The sequence below is a fragment of the Pantoea sp. USMM079 genome (genome assembly GCF_037153115.1).
In the GTDB taxonomy this organism is placed as follows: domain Bacteria; phylum Pseudomonadota; class Gammaproteobacteria; order Enterobacterales; family Enterobacteriaceae; genus Pantoea; species Pantoea communis.
In genome coordinates this window covers 20,833-27,436 of record NZ_JBBCKX010000036.1, presented here as the reverse complement: position 1 = coordinate 27,436, position 6,604 = coordinate 20,833, and the positions used below count along the sequence as shown (strand labels likewise).

Below are 6,604 nucleotides of genomic sequence, written 5' to 3'. Positions count from 1 at the left end.
CATCGTGAAAAACTCCGCACCAGAAGCCGTCATATCAGGATCCTCAGCAGGTAGCCCGAAGCGGCCAGGTAAGCTTAGCTCAGAACGGCCAGGTTAGCTTTGCTTCTATAAAATAAATACGCGAAATACTTATTATGTTAAATTTAGCATCTAAAGCTCATCCGATTCTGTTCGATGCTCTAATCTGCTCATCACTACTTTCATATTTGTTGCCTATGGGTTTTAAAAATCTATGATTTGAGCCAACAATAGCTCAAACATGGCACATAGAGCATCTTCCATATTTTTAACATTGGGCCTTTTTTTGCCTACCTGCCCTATGATTAATAAATCTATAAACTGACTCCGGCTGCACACTGCTATGAATGCGGCAATTAAATACCTGTTTATTGTTTCACTTAAAGCCATTTCTTTTATTCCGTCAAGTGACTCAGCAGATCGTCAACGCATTAAACAGCGTGCTGACTCAGTTCTTACATTGATGAGTTATATGGTCGTTCCTGTTATCACCGCAAGTGATCTAAATATCGGCACGAGAAAAAATGAAAGCAATGAGCTCAACATTACACAGTTTGGTGGTGGCGCAACATTGAGTGAACATTTTCCTATATATCTCGAGGGAGCATTTGGGTTACAGCCGCTACGATCCCCAGTTTGTCTTGAATAATGGTACTGAGACACGACGTATACCCATGAAATGGAACAGTCTAACGGCTACAGGCTGAATCGGGTGGGATTTTCATCTCTACCGTGACCTTCTTGGAGGAAACTGGGTAATTCGACCTATAGCAAACTTCATGCTGGGTACTATCGCCAATGATGTTCGCATAGAAGCTTGGGTCATTGATCGGCGAACAAACGCAAACTTTGATTTTCTGCACGGGGGAAGATTGAACGCCTATGGGCTTGGAGGGTCGCTCGAGATGTCGAGGCCAAATGCTCTTATAATAATGGGCCTACTGTTCAATAATCATCAATAAAAACTTGTTGGAAAATCCCAGAGGAAAAATTATCTACTTTTTAGAGACTAATAGGTTATTGCTTGCAATGGTCTTAATTGTTCAAATTATCAGAATAAAAAGTATTTTAAACGGTGATTTATTTTGATGCATCTGAATTTCATATATGAGGCACCCTTCGGAGTTGTAGGTGAAAATTACTTGTGAACAATGTGTTAACGGGTTCAGGTGGTTGAACATGAGGTAAGGGGATGAGAATTAATAAATTTCACTTAACAAATCAACATCTTTGAGTCATCCTACCAGTACCCTTTAAATCGAGAATAATTAGTATGAAATATACTTACTACATCAGCATATCCAAAGTCGGGAACACGCATCATGTACTGCATAACGGTACTTGCCAGATTTACCTCAGCAACAAAGAAGATATGATCGCATTGGGGCGTCATGAACAGTTTGTTGTTGCATTAAACCTGGCCAGGAATAACTTTCAGAAAGTCTCACCCTGTCCTAAATGCATATTGAAAAGACGTTTATATAATCTTGCATCATCCAGACGTGGACCCGTTCCGATTAAACATCTTCCGGAGGCCTAGTTTTACTTACTGAATTGAGCCATTGACTCGACAGCGAGTTAATGGCTCTTTCGTGCTTGTTTCTGATAATATTATATGGCTCCGCGTATCTAACAGTACGGCATAACGTTTCCAGTTAACAGTGCCAACTATGAAATGGTCTAAGAAGAAACGTATAACTCGGATGTCCTTAAAAATAAACTGATTATTAGTTGTAAGGATCATCAGGCACTCCACTGCTGTTAGACAATGCTATGAAATGCTTTGACCAGATTTTACTTCTCATCTTCTGTTGAATGTCCTTCAATATAGCTTCATCTCCGTAGGAATGATGAAAGCAGACCCTATTCAGATCCTCCCCAGGAAAGAGTTAACTCTTTTGCGACATGGTCCGATTTTATTAACGTTATATCTGCATTCCTGAGAAAAATTCCAATAACCCTAAACCAATCTACGCAAGAATTTTGACCTTTTCTAATGATGGCATCTTCATCATCTTATAGCCTAGAAAGTTGAGTGGCTCTTTGGAAAATAAAAGTAACACTATGATTAATCATCATAAATACAAAAACCAGAACTAAACCTTTTTCATCGTTATGCCATAGATGTAACTAAAGGATTTCAGTTTTTCCGATTTAGTTTGGCGCAACCATTTAAAAAAAGTCATATCAATTTCTTCTCAATAGCGTAAATCCTAAAAAATTTCAAAAAGTATTAATGTTATAATATAACATTATCTAGAGGTGGTAAGTCTCAATAGTTATTTAATGTGATGTTTTTATTGGGTTTTCTATGATCATGAGGTTTTTGTTTCTTTTCTCCACTTATTGATCAATATCAACATTACAAAGATAAAAAAAATTAAAACATTAGTGTTGATTGATTAATCGGAGCGCTGTACTACTTTTAAAGCGAAATGTTACGAGTCATTTCCCATTTCGCCATGTACCGCCTATCAGGAGCAGGGAGTCACTCTTGATAGGTTTATTCCGTCATTTAAATTCAAACGATTAGGTTTAATTTCGAGGATAATTATGAAACTGAAGCCTCTAATAGTTTGCATGGCGCTTGCCGCTTCCCTGAGTTCGATTTCAATGGTACAGGCTGCAGATGAGCTGAGAAAGGATGCAGCAGGGCCAACAAAACAGGCGAACGATGCTCTTTACGGTCAGCTGCCCTTTTCCGACAATACTGATTTTAAAGATGCGCACAAAGGTTTTATAGCACCACTTACCTCTGAAGTGATTAAAGGAGAAGCGGGTAATGTCATCTGGAATCCAGGCCAGTATGCTTTCATCAAAGAAGGTGAAAAGGCTCCAGATACGGTTAACCCCAGCTTATGGCGCCAGTCTCAGTTAATTAATATCAGCGGCCTGTTTGAAGTGACTGACGGTGTTTACCAGATTCGCAATCAGGATCTGTCTAATATCACGATCATTGAAGGCAAGAACGGCATCACGGTCGTAGACCCGCTGGTTTCAGCAGAGACGGCTAAAGCTGGTATGGACGTTTATTACAAGAACAGGGGTAAAAAACCGGTCGTTGCGATTATTTATACCCACAGCCACGTTGACCACTACGGCGGCGTTCGCGGTGTGGTTGATGAAGCAGACGTTAAGTCCGGAAAAACCAAAATTTATGCACCTGAAGGATTCATGGAGGCCGCCGTCGCTGAGAACATTATGGCGGGTAATGTCATGAGCCGTCGTGCCAGCTACATGTACGGTAACCTTCTCAAAGCCGATCCTAAAGGTCAGGTCGGTGCTGGACTGGGTACAACCACCTCTGCCGGCACGGTCACGCTGATTGCGCCTACCGATTACATCACCAAGACCGGTGAAAAGCGTACCATCGACGGACTGACCTATGAATTTATGATGGCGCCGGGTTCGGAAGCGCCATCAGAAATGCTATGGTATATCGAAGAGAAAAAAATTATTGAAACAGCAGAGGATGTGACCCACACCCTGCACAATACCTACTCGTTGCGCGGCGCTAAAATTCGTGAACCGCTGCCGTGGTCAAAATATATTAACGACGCCATAAATCGCTGGGGCGGTAAAGCTGAGATTATTTTGGCTCAGCACCACTGGCCAACCTGGGGAAATGATAACGTTAACAAGTTACTGAGATCTCAGCGTGACCTGTACCGTTATATCAATGACCAGACTTTGCGTATGGCCAACGAAGGTCTGACCCGCGATGAAATCGCGGCCAAGTTCAAACTTCCACCGGCTCTGGCGAATACCTGGGCTAACCGCGGATATTATGGTTCGGTGAGCCATGACGTCAAAGCGACCTACGTACTTTACCTGGGCTGGTTCGACGGCAACCCGGCCACCCTGGACGAATTGCCACCTGAAGAGGGGGCAAAAAAATTCGTCGAGTATATGGGGGGCGCTGACAACATTCTGCAAAAAGCGAAAACTGATTTTGACCAGGGTAATTATCGCTGGGTTGCCCAGGTTGTCAGTAAAGTCGTGTTTGCCGATCCGAATAATAAGGCCGCACGTGAGCTTGAAGCTGACGCACTTGAACAGCTTGGCTATCAGGCTGAGGCTGGACCATGGCGTAACTTTTACCTGACCGGCGCCCAGGAGTTGCGCAGCGGTGTGGTGAAAGGACCAACGCCAAATACGGCCAGCCCGGATACGGTCCGGGCCATGACCCCAGAGATGTTCTTCGATTATCTCGCGACACACATCAATGGGGAAAAAGCCGCCAATGCCAAAGCGACGCTGAATGTGGACCTGGGCAAAGACGGTGGCAAGTATAAGCTTGAACTGGAAAATGGCGTGCTTAATCACACATCCAATTCCCAGGCTGATAATGCCGATGCAACCCTGACCCTGAGCCGCGATACGTTGAATAAGATCATCCTCAAGGATGAAACTTTACAGCAGGCTCAGGAAAAAGGAGAAGTTAAGGTCACAGGGAATGCTGACAAAATTAACGAGTTGCTTAACTCAATGGATAAGTTCGAGTTCTGGTTTAACATCGTTACGCCGTAGTAACCATGCGGGCTATTCAGTAGAAATAGCCCGCTTTCTAAAAAATCAGGTCTGCTGTTTTCGGACAGCATGCCTCTTGAACGCTTAAAGCGCTCAGCGCTTTCTTTTCAATCACCTTCTGCTTCATTTTATCCTGGATGATCCTGTGGAGGTTTTATTGTGTCAAATTACAGTGACGAGAACAGTCACACGATTTTCGGCAGAATACGCAACAGGCTGCGAGGGTATCGCGCATTTTCTTTACTATTGCTCATTCTGACCTGCACCTTATATTTTTATCTCATCACTACAGACGGTTTTCAGGCATGGCGCATTTTTGCCCGGCCTTTGGTTGCTATCTGCCTGCTTGTTTTTGCTGTGGTTGAGAATGTTCAACTGAATCTCTCTCCCTCTGCTGAGCAGAGACCTACTGGAACAGATGAAAATGACAAATTGCTCAGGGTATGCTGGAGAAAATTACGTACTGCTAATGTTAAAAACTACGTAAAATATCTGTATCAACTGACTTTAACCGTTGTGTTTTCGGTCCTTGCCATTTATCTGGTCGTTGAGAATTTCAATACTGAAAGTTCAATGTTCCCCATTAAAACTGGCTTAATACCGGTTGGATGCGTACTGGTCATCGTCTGTTTTTCAGTGCTGGTTATTGAACGAAAGCTAAGTTTTAAGCCGATACGCCAATGGCCCTATCATTCTATGGTTACCGGGCTGACACGTGCGCTATTAAGCATTCTTTTGCTCATGGCGGTGGCATTAGCACTCTACAGTTATCTGCCCAGAGTTTCCCTTTGGGTTATTAATGTTGCGTGCACTCTGATTTTTTTAATTGCCGCAGAGTTTGTCATTCGTTCCTTCATGAAAATCTTCGCCCTGCCCTGCAATGGATGGTCTGCCCCGTTCCTTTGTAAAAGCATGACTGCTGAATATTATCACTGGCCTCTTCACCCGCTTCTTTTAGTCCGGAAAAAAATCTATCAGCATTTTGGTGTCGATATAGGGAAAATTCAGGCATTTGCCTTAATGGCGAGAATTTTTACCCCCGTGTTGCTAGGGATTGTATTTGTAGGGTGGTTAATCAGCGGAATCCATCAGGTCCCTCTTTCACAACGAGGAGTATACGAACGATTTGGGCAACCGGTTAAAGTCCTGCTCCCGGGGATACACATCGGTTTACCATGGCCCTTCGGACGGGTCCGCCCAGTCGACTATGGCGCGGTATATGAGTTGCAGTTAAGTGATGACATACTACCCGCTAATTCGTCTGCACCCCAGGTTCAGGACCGTATTGAAGGACCTGCCCCGCAGGACAGCTGGCGATTATGGGATAACACCCATACAACCGATCAGGCTCAGGTTATTGCAAGTTCCATTGGTGATAAACAGAGTTTTCAGATAGTGAATATGGACATTCGGCTGATCTGGCGTATTGGCATGCATGATACTGATGCTATGAACAGCCTTTACCATGCTGACGATTTACCCTCCACGATACAACGCGTAGCCCGGCAAGTCCTCACCCAATATTTTGCCCATCAGCAACTGGATGTTTTACTGAATGAGCAGCGCGCGGGGATGTCTGTTGTTCTGAATAATGCGATTAAACAACGCCTTAATCATTTAAACTTAGGCGTGGAGTTACTTTTCACCCGTGTAGAGTCTATTCATCCCCCTGCTGGGGCAGCTAATGCCTATCACGGCGTGCAGGCAGCCCAGATTGCAGCAAATGCGCTGATTGCACGAGAAAAAGGCTACGCTGCAGCACTCGCCAATGACTCTCAACGCGTGGCGCTGACCGCCATTAATACAGCCCAGGCTTTCTCTCATGAACAACAGGCCCTGGCAGATAATGCTCTGACCCGATATAGCGCTGAACACGATTCGTGGGAGATCAATCCGCAAGCATTTATTAATGAAAGGCGGTACCAGATTCTCAGCAAATCCCTGTCGCATACTCCGCTGCTTATTCTTGATGATGAAATCTCCGAGCACCATGCTCCCATCCTTGACTTAAGACAGTTCTGGCAGACACCTGAAAGTAATCAATAAAAGGCAGCGC

At 44.1% G+C, this 6,604-nt stretch carries 2 protein-coding genes and 1 pseudogene; all 3 read left to right on the top strand.

Annotated elements, in window-relative coordinates:
- Positions 1-361 precede the first annotated feature (361 nt).
- Positions 362-920 (top strand): annotated as a pseudogene (locus WFP70_RS25590) (hypothetical protein); the annotation flags it as partial.
- A gap of 1,651 nt (positions 921-2,571) precedes the next feature.
- A complete protein-coding gene (locus WFP70_RS25585) occupies positions 2,572-4,548 on the top strand; it encodes an alkyl/aryl-sulfatase (RefSeq protein WP_337024808.1) in 1,977 nt (658 codons plus the stop codon).
- A gap of 159 nt (positions 4,549-4,707) precedes the next feature.
- Positions 4,708-6,594, top strand: a complete 1,887-nt coding sequence (gene hflK / locus WFP70_RS25580) for a protease modulator HflK (RefSeq protein WP_337024807.1) — start codon at positions 4,708-4,710, stop codon at positions 6,592-6,594.
- Positions 6,595-6,604 lie beyond the last annotated feature (10 nt).

Coding starts and splice junctions, on each gene's coding strand:
- WFP70_RS25585 (WP_337024808.1), top strand. CDS start 2,572: ATGAAACTGAAGCCTCTAATAGTTTGCATGGCGCTTGCCGCTTCCCTG.